The organism is Paenibacillus ginsengarvi (assembly GCF_003626695.1).
GTDB lineage: Bacteria > Bacillota > Bacilli > Paenibacillales > NBRC-103111 > Paenibacillus_AB > Paenibacillus_AB ginsengarvi.
Genome location: NZ_RBAH01000017.1, coordinates 47,768 through 63,070 on the forward strand (window position 1 = coordinate 47,768; position 15,303 = coordinate 63,070).

A 15,303-nucleotide genomic window follows, 5' to 3' on the forward strand; every position below is an offset into this window, starting at 1 on the left:
CTATTGAAACGATATTTGGCGGTACAACTTACTGCCTTATATGCCCCTTCCTTACGCAATCAGGAGAGCGCGTAAATGGGGGAAATCCAGGCGCACTGGCCGTTCATCTGCCGCACCTCGACGTGATACACATCGCATTCCGACTCAGGTTCCGTGTCTGTCCAAACTTCGTTCACCGTATAAGCGCAGCTCGGGATCGCTCGCTGAAGCACAATCGCCTCGGAATTGTAAGCTTGCAAATGCAACGTGCGGTTGCCGCCCAGCAATTCGCCGATCGTTGCGCTCAGCTCGCTGCCGTTTAAGCTGATATGAATCTCGGTAGCCGCGTCGCCTTCAATCTCAAGAATGAGCCCCGCCGTATGCGGATGGAGCGTAGTCGGATTTTTGAACGTCGTGCAGCTCCATTCCACCGACGATTCGGTCTGGGCGATGAGCTTGTTATTCAGCGCGTTCATCGAAGGATCGTCCTTCATCTCCGGCGTCGGGGCGAGCACGCTGCGTCCGCGGAAGCAGGTTTCCACCGACCTCAGCTTGCCTCCGCGCACAACGCCCGATCCGTTCCACTCATAGCCGTTTTTCTTGTTGCCCCAGCCTATCTCCACTTTTACTTTATAGGTGCCTTTGACTGCTGCGTCGGCAGTCTGACCGGCCAGAAGCGACTCGCCGTTCACGACTTTCCACGGCCGCAAGTTTTTGTACACGACCACCTTGTCGATCTGATCGCAAGCCGTAATGTCCAGCTCGAAGCGGCGCTCGCGGGCTTGCACCTCGCTGCCCATCGGTTGCCCGTTCATCGTGAAGCGGCAGGCGATTTTGTCCCCGGTTACCGCATACGTGCGGCGCGCCAGTATCGCTTCCCAGATCGATTCCCGCGTCTTCTCGTCCGCAAGGACCGCAAGGCGTCCGTCCCCGTAGGAGCCCGGATAACCGGCATGGTGATCGGTCGAGCCGACAAAGCCGAAGCGTAACTTCCGCGATAACGCCTCGTACACGCTGCTGCGGGAATCGCGCGGCCCCATATCGTGGTAATACGGGTACGGGCTCTGGTCGGTCATCCCGCTGCCGTGCTTCGAATATACTTCGACGATCGGGCTGATCGCCCCGTTGAAGCTGTCCCAGTTGCCCCCGCGATAACCCGGCGTATAGCCGACATGGTGCGGGACGGCGATGACGCGGCGCGGCGACAGCTTGGCGACGATCGCGGCCGGAGATTCCCCTTCGACGAGCGGGAGATCGTCGTCCGGCGACAGGAAGTGATGATCGCCGTACAGGCTCGAATGCGCCTCGTATCCTTGGAACGTGACGAACTCGCCGGGAACGTTGAAGCTATTCACTGTACTAAGCACATAATCCCAATGACCGCGCAGTTTGGCGAAGCCTTCTTTGTGGAAATCGACCAAATATTCAAGCCCTTCCGTACGATTCGGAATGTCGTACCACGAGGCGTGGCCGATAATGGCGCAAAAATCGAGCTGGCCCTTGGCCGCCAGCAGCGCATTCTCGAGTCCTCCGAAGCCGTAGCTGATCCCGCAATGGTTGTGCAAATCTCCCCAGTATAGTGGCATATGGTTATGTTCCTCTCCAGTTGGTATGGTCGAAGTTTAGTTCGGCTGCCGGAAGCGGGTGGTGAAGCTTCCGCGCCGTTTTGTTTGTAGAGGCGTTAAGACGATGCGGTACAAAAACCCGCCCCATGCGCGCTTCAGCTTTTTGTCTTCTAAAACGATCGTTTCGATGGCGGCCGCAAACTGCCGGTCGTCGTACTCCATCGTCAGCGCTTCCCTCTCGTCGCGAAGGAAGGCGATTCGCCCTCCCGCTTCGATGCGAGTCTGACAGCATGTCATGAAATTCAGCGTAAACCCACATTCCGCTCCGTCCCGAAAGGCGAAGCGCTCCTCCAGCTCGGCGGCAACGCGCGGCTCGCGAATCAATCGGCAAGCTCGCGTCCATGAGTCGAGACCCGCTTTATGGGGATAGGCGGAAGCCAGCTCGAGCGTGAGCCGGGAGACGTCCGCGGCTGCGGCGTATTCCGCGCCGGTTGCCCGGTATTCGTCGCCGTCCCGCTGCATATGGCCGTTAACGGTCGGCACGCTGTGATAACCGGACTGCATCGTCCAGATCTCGTACCGCTCGGGGCCAAACGTCTTCGCCGTGTATTCCTCCACTCCGGCATCAATCAGCATCGGCTGGCCGTCTGCATAAACGACGAAATGACCGACATCATTATGATTGTGGCTCTCTAGATTGTGGCCGCCCTTCATCGCAACATACAGTCCGCGGTCCGAAGAGCCTGTTTCCCGCGCCGCCATAACCTGTATGCCGTCCATCCATATATCCCGCGCGAACGTTAGCGGTCTCATTTCTCTCTCGATCGCCGCGTAGTTGAACAGCGCCGGAAGCACCCGCAGGAACGACAAAAACTTCATATGGCTCCATCCGGCCGCGCCGAGCATCCGGTGGAACGCCGAGCCCAGCGCCATCATATTTTCGTCCCGGATGCGGCTGCCGTAGCGGTATACCAAATCGCCTTCGATCGTAATGCGATGCGGTCCGTCGGCAAAGTTCAAAAAGTAGCTGCCGTGGATATGCGCCCGGTATATATAAGCGCCGATATTCCGAACAAGCGGGTCCTCATAAGGATCGAACCGGCCGCCGGTGGCCGCGTGCAGCTGTTCGAAACAGTCGAACAGCGAGCCGCCTGCTTTGTTCCAATAGCCAGGACCTTCATCGCAGCCTCCGTCGGCGGGATGTTTGGCAAGATACCGGTCGAGACTGGCCAACGCTTTGCGCACGGCCTGCAATCTCCGTTCGGGATCGCTCTCGGCAAGTAAAAACGCGCTAAGGCAGTTGGAGGTGCACCACGGCGTCCAGTTGTTGAGCCGCCGCTCGCGGGCTGTAAACCCCATCCACCACAGATCGTCCCGCTGCAAATACGGGTCCAAAATGCGGCGGCGCAGCTCGGAGAGAACCCGTTCGTCGATTAGCGGATGAACCCGGTCCAGCACGGGACGAAGCAAATAGTGCAGCCAAGCGAATAAATTTCCCGTCTCCAGAGCGAATAAATCGATGCCGGGTACGTCGGAGATGTCCGGCAACTCCGGATGCCGCTGCTGGGACATCCGGTTATGGGCCGAAATGACCCAGCTCGACTCCTCGCTGATGAGCCATATGCCGTTGATGAGATCGTCCAGAAAACGTCCCTTGTTCTCGACGCATTCCGCAAGCGCCAGGCTCGTAACGGCTCTTCTTCGCGCATGGTAAGGCCCGTCGAAGCGGGTCCGGTTGCCGCCGCGCAGAAACTCCATATGCATCGTCGCGGTCAGGAGCGGCCAATCGTACTGCAAATACGTTTCGCCCCCAACCACGATCGATTGCCGAAGCTCCGTGGGAAGCCCTTCCCACTCGCTTCGCCGCTCGATATCCGGAAACGGGCGGTAGTTTTCCTTCGACATCAGGCTTTCCGCCAGCTGTTCCGGGGACAGAAGCTCGGATAATACGATCATCGGTTTGCTGTCTGCTCCTTTCCGTCCGCTGCTGCGACTTCCAACGGCACGAGACGCACGCTTCCCGAAATACCCGTCAGATGGAGCGTGCCGCCCGCTTCCGTCACGGTGTGCGCTTCGCTGGTGCCGCCCGTCTCCACCGTCCATACGCCAGGCGCGAGATCGGCGACGAAGCAGCTCCAAGAGCCGGCCTCTTCTCCCGCTTCGGCATACAGCGGGATATATTGCTCCCGGTTCAGAGCCTCGCCGCTTTTGGCGAACAGGACGACCCAGCCGCCTATTTTCGCCCCGACCAGCTCTTCCGTCTCCACCTTCGCTACCGCAAGCGGCTCCGCGCCGCCGCGATCCTTCACCTGCATTACGTTCAGGAACAGGTCCTCCTCGGAGCTTTCTCGCGGACTGACCTCGATGCGCCAAGCGCCCTGCTCCTTCGTCTCCGGAAAATCGTTGACGTAGTTCGTACCGAACACCCAGAACGCTTTGTCCGGCCCGCCCACCTTGGCAATTTCCGCATCGCCGGGCGGCGGGAGCAGCGTATCGTTTACAAGCAGCCCGCCATACCCGTCTTCGCTCCGCGACAGGAAGGTTCGGCCGCCTTCCGTCACCGGCTCTTCGACGCTGTGCAGCAGCCAAAACTTTTTAAACTCCGGCTTAGCGGAGACGACCCGGTCGAATACGAGCAGCGCCGCGGGAACGTCGTCGTTTTTGAAGTTCAGGAACAGGAACGAGCGCCGGAACTGCCGCATTTTATCCGAATACGCCGCCGTCAGATCGCCCTTCAGGTAAGAAAAGTCCGGCTGCGCGGCATCGGGCCCGAACGCGTGCGCCAGCACCTTGCCGCGCCGGAACAACTCGCCGTCCAGCAGATCGTCCAGCGTACGGGGCGGGCGCCCTTCGTTCGGCCAGCGCTGCCCGCCGTCGTTCACATTCGGCCACACCAGACCGCCGTCCTTGACATACGGATACCGGCTCAGCTCATCGGGGTCGTAGACGAGCACCGAATTATGCGCAATCGTCCGCTTGAAATAGTACTTGTTGTGCGGCGAATGGTATTTGCCGGACGAGCCTTTGTAAATGCCGGAATCGATCGCCAAATAGCCTTTGTAGTACAGCTGGAACGCTCCGGCATCGAGATGCTGGTGGTTGTTGAACTGGTATTCGCCAATCCGCATTTCCGCTACGACCGTGGGCGAGCTTTTGTCTATTCCTTCGTCCCATCCGGTGCGGGCGATCATGATGCCGGCCGGCGAGCCGAAGTAACGCGTAAGCGGCAGCTCCTTGATCGACTTCGGCGTAACCGCCGGATCGTAAAACAGAAAAGCGTGAAACGCGTACATGTCCGGCATCGTCACGAACTCGCGGAACTGCTGGTCGTGAAAGTACGGATTGCCGTAATAGCTGCCGGCCATCAGGTACGCGAGCGGGAACAGCTGAACGTACCGGTCCTCGGCATACAGCGGATTGTCGCTGTCGCCGTCGCGCAGCAGCTTGCCGTCGGGCCTGCGGGTATAAATCCATTGATAGCCGACTTGCTCCTGCGACGCGTCGAACGGATTGCCCCCGCCCATGCGGGCTATGATCCACGTGGCGTACAATTCCGCCTGGTAGCGGTAGGAGCCGTAGTTGTCGCCCTGATGATGCCACCCTGACGGGTAAAAAAAATTGCGCGCCGGCACCATCTCCGCATAAAACCGGCCTGCGGCGACGTCGTACATCTCGGGGTCCTCGTCGTAAATGGCGATGCCGGTGCCGATCAGATCGCGCATCAGCATCCATTCGCTCGTATGGCCTACGATCGCTCCTTCCTTCGTAGGTGGATAACCGCATTCGAGCAGTCCGGCCAGCCGCCTGAAATGGCCGAGCATGAACTGTCGGTCCTCGTCGCTGAGCAGCTTGTAACACCAGTCGTAAACGACGGCGGCGGCGAGCATGAGTCTTCCGATCGAACGGGAGATGTCCTGGTAGTTCGGATTGAATGCTTTGCGGATGCAGCGCAGCGCAATCGCCCTGGCGCGGATGCCCGCATCCCGGTCTCCGTCCAGGACGTACAGCAGAGCGGCGGCCTCCATGGCGTACGCAGCGTCCGGCTTATCGAAGGAGCCGATTTCATCCGGCTCGGTCCGGCCGAAAAACTCCAGCCTTTGCCATATCGCTTTCATCTCCGGCTTCGACCGTTTCTCCCGCAGGGCGGGCAAATCGCCGCTTCGCAGCAGCAGACGCGGATGCTCCTTCAGCGGCTCAACCGGCGGTTTCGGATACACGTCTTGACCTCCTCCTCGTGACTCGAATCATTGCAGCCTTACTTCCATTCGGCCAGCGGCACGAAAGGGCTCCCCGAAACGGGCACCGGCTCCGTCTTTCCCAGCGGCACAAGCTCGACCGCCATCCGCACGTCGGTTGCGCCCGTCAGCCGGATCGCCAGCTTGCGGATTCCGGTATTCGGCGTTTGCCCCTTCGGGTTCGGCGACTCCGGCAGCGGCCGGGCTTCCTGCACCTCGAACACGGCGGGTTGCGGCGCGTCCTTCGGGAAGGTCATCGTCACCCACAGCCGTTTGCCGTTCTGTGTCAGCAGCGCCGAGCGGCCGTCCTCGGCCAGCTGCACCGACGCCCTCGTATGCATAAACCACCAGACGTCGGACGGGGTATTCGTCCGAAACTCGTCCTGTACGATCAGCCTTTGGCGCTCCGCCAGCTTGACGCCTCGCCTCGCGGCGTCGGCAGTCCGGGCATAGGCCGGAAGCATGTCGGCGATCGCGAACGCCTCCTGTGGTTTGGCGACAAAGCTCTCGATCCGGCTTTTCGCCGCAGGCTCCTGCTGAAACAACCCGTCCGGATGAAAAACAAGCGTATTGTGGCCTTCCGGCTTCAGCCGGTAATAGGTGTATCGTTCTTTCTCGTAGTTGGAATACCCCGGCAAATTGTAATCGTCCTTGCCGATATCGATCGCCCATTGCTCGCCGCCGGCCTGGAACACGAACTGTCCGGTATCGGAGTGCGAATGACTGGCGATTGCGCTTCCCGCTTTGAAGCCTGCAAACAGCGCCGAAGAGTCGTTCCATTTGCTGCGCATCGTAACGACCTCCGCTCCCCGGTCATAATGGTCGAGCGGAAGCGATACGTCCGCCTCGCGAAACTTCGGATCGTACCAGAGCAGGTCGTACACGCCGCCGGCTTGCTTCGCGTCCTCCATCATCGCGATTCGAAGCGAGGCCAGCTTCGGATCGTTCGTCGCTTTGGCCAGCCAGAACAGCTCGGGAATTTTCATTTTGCCGCTGTCGTTGTCCGCGAAGTTGAATGTGCCCTGGGGGCCTGTGGCGAATACCGGGAAATAAGCCATCCGGTTCATGCCCGTCGTCTGCGCGTGGCCGTACGTCGTGCCTAGCGCCGACTGCATCGCGGCCATATAACTGACCGCGTACTCCATCATGTATCGCCAGTAGCCCGGCCCTTCGCTCCAGCCCTCCTCGCGCTCCCAGGTCTTCAGGATGATGTTCTGCACCGATTGCAGCGATCTGGCGATAACGTCGCCGGCCAGCTGCTTCTCCTCGTCGCCGACGGCGAGCGCGCCGACAATGATGCCGCCGTTGCAGACCGAGCTCCAGTTGTTGACCGGGTCAAGCCTGACCGTCCACCACACTTTGTTGTTGTGGGCGTCGATCGCCTTTTTCAAGCCTTTATCGACGATCGCCTGACGGACGGCGTCCCGCTGCTCCCCGGTCAAATAATCGTACAGCCAGTCGTAGCCGATCCCCATCCCGGCCGTAATTTCGGCGGTGTTGAGAAACTCCTTCGCATGGTTCCAGTCGGGGAACGCGGCCATCGCCATCATTTCCTGCACCGCCCGCTTCGCGTACGCTTCTTCGCCGCTGAGCCGGTACATAAGCGCATTTTGCTCGATGATCGGGCGTGCGTCACGGGCGGACAACATGCGTCGTCCGTCCGGCGTTTCATAAGCGCCGACCGGCTTCGACAGCGTTTTGTCCGCCGTCTTGCGCAAATCCGCGTACCATTTGCGCAGCAGCGGATCGGCTCGCACCCCTTCCTTCAGCTTCGCGAACGTATCGGCGGTGGCGAATAGACGAGGATGCTGCGGATTCCGCCGCTCCAGATCGGCGACAATGCGGGCCGCATCGGGCGGCGCTCCGGTGTAGGCAGCGGCAAATTCCGCATCGGGTTTCGCCTCCTTCGCCGGCACTACTTGTTCCGTCTTCGCCGGGGCGGATTCGTCCGCGAGCCCGTTGCAGCCCGGAAGCAGGGCGAAAACGGCGGCGGCGCCGAGTAACAACAAACGATTCCACGGCCGGTATACTGGCATAATTCCGCTCCTTCGTTATCCGAATTAGCTTTTGAACGGTCCGTAATCGGTCAGGAAACGGCCATAGGCATCGGAGGGAACGTCCAGCATGTCGCCTGTTGCGAGCATATGCCCCCTGAGGTTCTCCAGCATGCTTTCGATCCGGCCTCCATGCGAGTCCGCCTGAAACGCCAGATTGTTCATTTCCTGCGGGTCGGCTTCCATGTCGTACAGCTCGACAAACAGCTCATCCTTGAACATGTCGACGATCAGTTTATACCGGTCCGCGATGACGCACCGCTGAAAGTTGCTGCGGGCGCCGTTTCCGTCAAACTGGATAAACAGGCTTTCGCGTCCGAGCGTCGCCGCCTTGCCGCGAACGAGCGGCAGCAGCGACTGGCCGGACATGCCTTCGGGCGGCTCCAGACCGAGCGCCTCGCACAGCGTCGGCAGCACATCCACGCTGCTGACCGGCTCTTCCGAGCGGCCGGGCCGGATGCCGAAGGAGTCTGGAAACTTGAACGAAAGCGGCGTTCGCACCGATTCCTCGTACATGCACATTTTTTGCCACAGCCGGTGGGAGCCCAGCATTTCCCCGTGATCGCTGGCGAAGACGATCAGCGTATCGTCGTACAGCTCGTGCCGCTTCAACTCGTCGATGAGCGTACCTACACAGTGATCGAGCAGCGCGACCAGACCGAGATAAACGTTCCAGATGCGCTTCCAATCCTCCGTCGTGTAGGAACTGCCCAGCATCCCGGTCAAATTGTACAACTGCAGCGGCGACTGATTGTCCGCCCAGACGCCGACGTTCGCCGGCAGCTCCGCCTCGCGGATCAGCGAATACCAGGGCTCGGGAATATGCAGCGGCGGGTGCGGAGCGAGAAACATCGCGTTCAGCGCGAACGGCTTGCCGGGATCTCTTCCGCGAATCGCAGCCAGCGAATCGTTCAGAATGAAGCCGTCGTAAAAATAGTCAAGCTCTTCCTCGAACCGCCCTACGGTTGGGATCGAATACTTGCGCTTTCTCGTAATTTTGCCGTAGGCGAGCTCGGGCACGAGGCCTTGGAAGGCTGGACCGCCGGGCTTCTTTTTGCCGTTTGCCTTCAGGAACGCTTCGTATCGCCCTTCCAGTTGTCGCCAGTGCGTGCGGCTGTCCGCCCGCTGCTCGGGCTTCGGCTCGGCAAACAGATGCTGCTTGCCGGTATGCCAGCTATCCCAATCGCTCTCGAGCAAGTCGTATAAGCTCGCATGGCCGGGCCGGACGAAGCCGTGAATACGCTCCTGCTCCGTCCACGGATTGATAAGCGATCCCGTCACGTTCGGATATTTGCCGGTAAAAAACGCGCCCCTGGCCGGCACGCAAAGCGGAGAAGCGCAGTAAGCCCGCTCGAAGCAATAGCTCCCCGCCCGCAGCCGATTGATGTTCGGCGTATGGGCTCCAAGCGCGTCCCAGCGCAGCTGATCGGCCATAATAACAACGACGTTCGGCTTAGTTCCCATCCTCCGTCTCCTTTCGTTTAGACCCGCTCCCGGCCTCGCCCGCATAACGCAGCACAAGCTTCCCGCACGGGGCCTTCCTGCGCATGTGCAGCACGCCGCCCTCGCCGGTTACTTCGTAGAACGTTTGCTGCTCCGGCTCGTTTGGCCCATCCGTGCCGTCCCGGTCCGCTTGCCGCTCCTCTACCGCCCAACTGCCGGCCTCGAGATCGGCCACGAGGAAGCTGTATTCGCGCTTTTCATCGCCCGGGCCGGGCGGAATGTCGGGCAGCTCGATTTCGCCGGGCTGTCGCAGGCCGCTCTTCGCGAACAGCACGATCCAATCGCCGACGAACGTGCCGATCAGCGCCGGGCTCTCCAGCTTCTCCGTAGGCAGCGGGGCCGGACCATCGATATCCTTCACCTGCATGACGTTGAGGAAAAAGTCCAGCTCCGAGGACGACTTCGGGCTGAGCTCGATACGCCACTCGCCCTGCTCTTTCGTTCCCGGGTAATCGTTCGCGTAATTGGTGCCGAACACCCAGTATTCCTTGCCGGGACCGCCAACCTTCGCAATGTGCCGGTTGTCCGGCTCGGGCAGCAGCGTGTCGTTCACGAGCTGTCCGTTATACCCGTCCTCGCAACGCGAGACGATCGTGCGTCCGCCTTCGATATGCGGCTCCTCGATGCTGTGCAGCAGCCAATATTTGCGGAAATCCGCATTCGCCGATACGACCCGGTCAAAAACGATCAGCGTCGCAGGGTGGGCCGCGTTTTTGAAGTTCAAAAACAGGAACGACCGCTCGAAGCGTTTCATTTTATCCGAATAGGCAGCAGTAATATCACCTTTTATATAGGAATAGTCGGGTTTGTAGGTGTCCGGTCCGAATTGATGGGCCAGCACGTCCGCCCGTTTGAAATCCTGGTTCAGCAGGTCGTCCAGCGTAAGCGGAGGCCTGCCTTCGTTCGGCCAGCGCTGTCCGCCGTCGTTCACATTCGGCCATACAAGCCCGCCGTCCTTTATGTACGGAGATCGCTCCAGCTCGCCCGGATCGTATACAAGCACCGTATTGTGCGCAATCGTCCGTTTGAAGTAGTACTTGTTGTGCGGAGAATGGTATTTCCCCGACGAGCCTTTGTACGACCCGGAATCGATCGCAAGATTCCCTTTGTAATACAGCTGAAACGCTCCGGCGTCCAGATGCTGGTGGTTGTTGTATTGGTACATCCCGACCTTCATCTCCGCGACGACCGTGCCGGCGCCGATCCCTTCGTCCCAGCCTGTGCGAGCCACCATCACGCCGGTCGGCTCTCCGAAATAACGCGTCAGCGGCAGCTCGTCAAGCGGCCTCGCCTCGCAATCCGGGTCGCCGAACAGGAAGGCGAACAGCACGTCCTTATCTTGATACTTGCCTTCGTCTCTATGGTGCTGCCGGATAAAATACGGATCTTTGTAGTAGCTGCCGAGCATCAGGTACAGAAAATGAAGCCGCGTATACTTCGTCTGCTTCGGCATCGGCGGCGTCGTATCTCCGTCCCGCAGCAGCTTGCCGTCCGGCCGTCGCGTATAAATCCACTGGTAGCCCACTTCGCGCTGCGACGGATCGTACACATTGCCGAAGCCCATCCGATCGAACATCCACGTCGGGAATAACTCGCCCTGGAAGCGCACGCCGCCATATCCGTCTCCTTGATGGTGCCAGCCCGACGGATAAAAGAAATTGCGCGCAGGAACCATCTGCGAGAAAAAACGCCCGGCTGCCAAATCGTACATCTCCGGGTCCTCGTCGTAGATGGCGATGCCGGTTCCGAGCATATCACGCTGTATCATCCATTCGCAGCTGTGTCCGACAAAGGCTCCTTCCTTCACAGGCGGATAGCCGCATTCGAGCAAGCCGGCCAGCCGCTTGAAATGACGGATGAAAAACTGCTTCTCCGCGGCATCTACAAGCTCGTAGCACCAGTCGTAAACGATAGCGCCGGCGAGCATCAATCTGCCGATTTCCCGCGAAATGTCCTGATAATTGGGATTAAACGGCTTTGTAATGGCGTTCAGCGCCAATTGCTTCGCCTTCGCGCCCGCTGCCAGGTCTCCCTTCAGCACATACAGAAGCGCATTCGCTTCGATAACGTACACATCGCCCGGGCAAGTATCGGCGTCCGCTTCCTCGATGTCGAACCGGCTGAACTGCTCGATCCGTTCCCATGCCGTCTTCAGCTCCATACGCTGCATGTTGCGAACAAGCGCCGGTATGTGCTGCTTGCGCAAAAACAACCGGGGATGCTCCGGCGGCGGAGCCACCGGCGGTTTCGGAAACATTGTTGCTTCAACCTCCTGTCGTTCCGTTTGCGGCTTTGTAATCGCTCTCAGGCCGCTAGCGGTCATCCTGCTGGGTGCTGCTCTTGTTCTGATCATACGGGAATACCGGCACTTATGTCAATAACTAAACTTAGTTTTTGGATTTTTAGGCAGAAATCGATGAATTACGGCTTGATCATTCAATGATTATGTATAAATCTTTATATTAGTTGCCTAAAATCCATTGCTAACCTAGCGTTTCTTTGATATGGTAAAAGTAACGCTTCCAAGCGAACCTTATAGCGAGGGATCTCCTGTTGGAAACTATTCGTAAACTATGGGATCAGAAGGGCAGCAAAACCGCCATTCTTCAAATGCTCCGCGTGCACGGGCCGATGTCCCGCATCGAGCTTACCCAATTAACCGATTTGAGCCGGGCCACGATATCGGTCGCGATCGGCGAGCTGATCGAGCTCGGGCTTGTTCATGAAACGGTCGTCCGGCAGTCGACCGGCGGACGACCTGCGACCAATCTGGAGCTTGTCCCGCATTCCCATATGATCATCGGCGCCGATTTGAGCCACCAGACATGGACGCTTGGCGCATTCGATCTGCTTGGCAACACGCTGGAAACAAGCAGGATCTCCTTCAGTCCGCTGACACCGGAAGCCGCTGTGCAGGCGCTGGCGGACGAAATACGCGACTTCCATCAAAAAACAGACAAAAGCCTGCTGCCGCTGATCGGCATCGGTATTCCCGGGCTGGTGGACACGCATAGCGGCCTGCTTCGCAGCTCCGCGGTTATGGGCTGGAAACATGTCGAGATCGGAGCGATGCTGGAGGAGGCCGTCGGCTGGAAGGCTGTCGTGCTGAACCGCAGCCGCGCCCGCGGGTTATCGGAGTGCCGCTACGGGGCGGGCAAATCGCACCGGCATATGATCTACATCGGGATCGACAGCGGGATCGGCGCCGGCATTTACGTCGACCGCGAACTGATTCACGGTGCGCTCGGCGGCGCCGGCGAGATTGGCCATACGACTGTGGACCGGAACGGGCCGTTATGCCCGTGCGGCAACAACGGCTGCCTGCAGATGGTATCGGCGGCGCCGGCGATGGAGCTGGAGGCCCGCAGGCTGCTGCGCCTGGATGAAACTTCGTCCCTGCTTCGCCAGGACGACTTCGATCTGCAAACGCTCGGGGCGGAGGATATATGCAAGGCTGCGGAGCAAGGTGACGAGCTTGCCGTGCAGGTCGTCATCGGCGCCGCCTCCTATTTGGGCATCACGATGGCGAATCTCGTCAACCTGCTGAATCCGGAGGCGATCATACTCGGCGGCGCCATTCCGAAAGCGTCCCCAACTTATGTAGACACCGCCGTCAAGGTGATGCGCCAGCGAGCGATGAGCCAGCTGTCCGCCGCCACGGTCGTCCATGTCGGCGAATTTAACGAGATCGGCGGCGCGCTCGGGGCGGCCAATATGGCGCTCGACCGCCATATGTCGTTTTCGTTTTTTGCCCCGTGACCGGCCCGATTAAACGAAAAGACGCCTTGCGAACCGCATAATGCGGCAAGCAAGGCGTCTTTCGTATAGTATCGGCAGCTGGCCGCGTCGCGGCCGGGGTTCAAAGCGTTTTCCAATCTTCCGCCGATATATATTCTTCCAGTGCGAATTCGAAATCCTCGACGTCGTATGTTTGAACGGGAACTTCCGCTTCGATCACTTTGTCAAGAAATTCAAGCTGATCCGTTACGATCGGGGCTTTCTCGTACAGCGCCGTCAAAATAAGCTCCGTCTCTACGGGATCGAACGTTTCTCCGTAGTGCGCGTTGTCGATCGCATATACGATCGTAAACGTCACGTCGTCGTTCACGAGCAGCGGCGGGCTTTTTTTCCAGGGCATTTGCAGCGCTCGCTCAATCTTTTTGCGATTGAACGATTCCTCGAAGAAGTCGATCAGCTCTTTTATTTTTTGTTTAACGTGAGCGTCTTCGTCCTGCTCCGGCATGACGGGTTCGTCGCTGTCTCTCATTTCGTACAGCTCCTGGATGGTGGAATACGGCACCAAAAATTCCACGGGACGGCCCGGCACCAGCAGTTGACCGTAAACGGCAACTAGGACGGCTTCGATGACAAAGCGCCGGTTCATCTTGATTCCTCCTTAAAAGCTTACATCGTCTTGCCTTCCGGCAAAACCGCTCTCGTAAGCGTTGGCCATTTCACCCCTATATCATACCACTTGCCAAGCGGACAAACCAGCGGGTGTTTGACCGATAAGAAAAACGTCTATCGAAGCCTTCTCCACGATGGAGCGATCACGACTGAGCCCCACAAAGTGAAGATAAGCTACGAATCCTACTCCGATTACTTTACGGGGACCCCATAACCAGCGGAAGCTGTTTTGGGAAAGTCGAATCCGTTTCGATGTACCGCTTTATATCGGCAGATTTCCTTCCCCTTCGCTCGGCAGCACCGTTCCGCCAACACTTTCGGAACTTCCGCTTCCGTTATCGCTGTCTTGGCGGAACCGCCAGTTCGTTATTGCCTCTTCGCGAGCCTACTAGGCCCGCTTAGCGGAAGCTAAACTTCCTTTATTCTCTATTTGCCCGGCTCCAAACGAGTTACCTGCGACTTTAACGGAACTTTCGCTTCCTCTATAGCCCCAACCAGCAGCGCTGCGGCCACTTTAACGGAACTTTCACTTCCGTTTCCGCATCCCCGCCCCGCTGCCTTGTTTGCAAACACGCCCAGTGAATTTAAACTTGCTGCGCCATGCAAAAATTGTCATTCCGCTATAGCTTTCGCTATCGGCCCGCCCGCCGTTCATGTATAATAATGATAATCGTTATCACGATGAACGTGTGAACCACACGCCGATCAGGAGGAATCGTTCCATGCCATCCGACCAGTCTGCCGAACAAACGCTCGACTTTTCGCTTGCCGAAACGTATTTTCATATTTCGCCCCGAGGCTCGGATAATCCGCTATTTGAGACACCCGCCGTTTCCCTGCTGCAGCCGCAGACGATGGATAGCTTGCTCAGCCTCGGCCGCGATATGCTGCGCGGGCTCGATCTGACCATTTCCGGGTCGTTTCTCGGTCTCGCCTTCTTCGGCTTACCGGCTGCGGTCCTTTCGTTTATGTACCAATACGACGGGGTGCTTGACTTGTCGCTGGATAATTTGACGGCGCAGGTGGAGTCGCACGGCGACCATCCGCATCTCGTGCTCAAAATCAACGAAGTCCGCCTGAAACAGCTGCCCGAAACGGGTCGGAACGAAGCGATGGCCCGCGAGCTGGCGGAGCTGTTCCGCCACTCGGTCACTCCCGTTATCGAGCTCGCTTGCGCCCGGATCGGCTGCAAGCCCGATCTCGTCTGGAACCAGTTCGGCTCGCGTATGATTTCCGTGAACGAATTCATCCTCCAGCGGGCAGCTTCCGAAGCGATGAAGGATAAATACCGGCAGCATTATGAACTGCTCGTCTCGCTCGCGCCGGAAGAGTTCAACCACCGCAAAAATCCGTATGTGCACAAGCCGCGTTATATCGAGAGCGCCTACGATCCGCAAAAGCAAGTGCTCGTCCGCTCTTCCTGCTGCATGTGGTACCGCAAGGAAAACGGCGTCAAATGCTACACTTGCCCGATTCTGAAAGACACGCAGCGCGAACAGATGAAGCTTGAGCTTCGCGAGCAGCGGGCGAAAGCGTCCTCCTAGCTCCTCGCTACGGCAA

9 protein-coding genes are annotated in these 15,303 nt (G+C 58.8%); 2 read left to right on the forward strand and 7 right to left on the reverse strand.

Going from position 1 to position 15,303, the window contains the following annotated elements; all coding sequences use genetic code 11:
* Positions 1–59: 59 nt before the first annotated feature.
* Genes D7M11_RS21645 through hepB (D7M11_RS21670) form a run of 6 tightly spaced genes read right to left on the reverse strand, consistent with a single transcriptional unit; the run spans position 60 to position 11,689 of the window.
* Entirely contained in the window at positions 60–1,565 is a 1,506-nt protein-coding gene (locus D7M11_RS21645) for a DUF3604 domain-containing protein (protein ID WP_120749350.1), read from the reverse strand.
* A gap of 36 nt (positions 1,566–1,601) precedes the next feature.
* Positions 1,602–3,500: a heparinase II/III domain-containing protein gene (locus tag D7M11_RS21650; RefSeq protein WP_158606768.1), complete on the reverse strand. Its 1,899-nt coding sequence runs from the start codon at positions 3,498–3,500 to the stop codon at positions 1,602–1,604.
* Positions 3,497–5,761, reverse strand: coding sequence for a heparin/heparin-sulfate lyase HepB (hepB, locus tag D7M11_RS21655; protein ID WP_120749352.1), 2,265 nt, complete (start codon positions 5,759–5,761; stop codon positions 3,497–3,499). Before hepB (D7M11_RS21655) ends, D7M11_RS21650 begins: the two co-directional genes overlap by 4 nt.
* Before the next feature lie 38 nt (positions 5,762–5,799).
* Positions 5,800–7,815, reverse strand: coding sequence for a heparinase II/III domain-containing protein (locus D7M11_RS21660; RefSeq protein ID WP_120749353.1), 2,016 nt, complete (start codon positions 7,813–7,815; stop codon positions 5,800–5,802).
* 24 nt (positions 7,816–7,839) lie between these two features.
* Complete coding sequence (locus tag D7M11_RS21665) at positions 7,840–9,297, reverse strand: sulfatase family protein (protein WP_120749354.1); 1,458 nt, start codon at positions 9,295–9,297, stop codon at positions 7,840–7,842.
* A complete protein-coding gene (gene hepB / locus D7M11_RS21670; RefSeq protein ID WP_120749355.1) occupies positions 9,287–11,689 on the reverse strand; it encodes a heparin/heparin-sulfate lyase HepB in 2,403 nt (800 codons plus the stop codon). The genes D7M11_RS21665 and hepB (D7M11_RS21670) overlap by 11 nt, the downstream gene beginning before the upstream one ends.
* 200 nt (positions 11,690–11,889) lie before the next feature.
* Between hepB (D7M11_RS21670) and D7M11_RS21675 the strand changes: the two genes are divergently transcribed.
* Positions 11,890–13,095, forward strand: coding sequence for an ROK family transcriptional regulator (locus tag D7M11_RS21675; RefSeq protein ID WP_120749356.1), 1,206 nt, complete (start codon positions 11,890–11,892; stop codon positions 13,093–13,095).
* 100 nt (positions 13,096–13,195) lie between these two features.
* Here D7M11_RS21675 and D7M11_RS21680 read toward each other — a convergent pair whose 3' ends face one another.
* Positions 13,196–13,720 carry an ADP-heptose synthase gene (locus D7M11_RS21680; RefSeq protein ID WP_120749357.1) on the reverse strand — a complete coding sequence of 175 codons (525 nt, stop codon included), beginning with the start codon at positions 13,718–13,720 and terminating at the stop codon, positions 13,196–13,198.
* Positions 13,721–14,465: 745 nt separating this feature from the next.
* Between D7M11_RS21680 and D7M11_RS21685 the strand changes: the two genes are divergently transcribed.
* A complete protein-coding gene (locus tag D7M11_RS21685; protein ID WP_158606770.1) occupies positions 14,466–15,287 on the forward strand; it encodes a (2Fe-2S)-binding protein in 822 nt (273 codons plus the stop codon).
* Positions 15,288–15,303 lie beyond the last annotated feature (16 nt).

Excerpts from the sequence above, each read along its gene's own strand:
- D7M11_RS21645 (WP_120749350.1), bottom strand. The coding sequence starts at position 1,565 with ATGCCACTATACTGGGGAGATTTGCACAACCATTGCGGGATCAGCTAC.
- D7M11_RS21650 (WP_158606768.1), bottom strand. The coding sequence starts at position 3,500 with ATGATCGTATTATCCGAGCTTCTGTCCCCGGAACAGCTGGCGGAAAGC.
- D7M11_RS21660 (WP_120749353.1), bottom strand. The coding sequence starts at position 7,815 with ATGCCAGTATACCGGCCGTGGAATCGTTTGTTGTTACTCGGCGCCGCC.
- D7M11_RS21665 (WP_120749354.1), bottom strand. The coding sequence starts at position 9,297 with ATGGGAACTAAGCCGAACGTCGTTGTTATTATGGCCGATCAGCTGCGC.
- hepB (WP_120749355.1), bottom strand. The coding sequence starts at position 11,689 with ATGATCAGAACAAGAGCAGCACCCAGCAGGATGACCGCTAGCGGCCTG.
- D7M11_RS21680 (WP_120749357.1), bottom strand. The coding sequence starts at position 13,720 with ATGAACCGGCGCTTTGTCATCGAAGCCGTCCTAGTTGCCGTTTACGGT.
- D7M11_RS21685 (WP_158606770.1), top strand. The coding sequence starts at position 14,466 with ATGCCATCCGACCAGTCTGCCGAACAAACGCTCGACTTTTCGCTTGCC.